Here is a 289-nt window from a genome sequence, read left to right as displayed (position 1 = left end):
ATGATCGGCACGATGCCGAGCCCGGCCGAGCTGCCGGTATCGAACCCCGCCTCCCGCGCCAGCCGCAGGAAGAGCGCCGCATTGGCCTGCAGCTTCGCCACCCGCCAGGGCTCGGCGCCCAGGATGCGGAGCGATTCGAGAGCGGAGGCCGCCAGCGGCGGCGCCAGCCCCACCGAATAGACGAAGCCCGGCGCGGTATGCCTCAGCCAGTCCACCAGCCGCTGCCGCCCGGCGATATAGCCGCCGCAGGAGGAGAGCGTCTTCGACAGCGTCCCCATCCAGATATCGA

The 289-nt window shown here is 70.9% G+C and carries 1 protein-coding gene; it reads right to left on the bottom strand.

What is annotated here, in order from left to right:
* Positions 1 to 289 (bottom strand): aminotransferase class I/II-fold pyridoxal phosphate-dependent enzyme (locus tag L1I42_RS16165; protein WP_236115783.1); only part of this gene is annotated, 289 nt, incomplete at both ends.

The sequence above is a fragment of the Maritalea mediterranea genome (genome assembly GCF_021568695.1).
GTDB classification, from domain to species: Bacteria; Pseudomonadota; Alphaproteobacteria; order Rhizobiales; family Devosiaceae; genus Maritalea; species Maritalea mediterranea.
The sequence above is the reverse complement of the archived record's forward strand: the minus strand, read 5'-3'. Positions and strand labels throughout refer to the sequence as shown.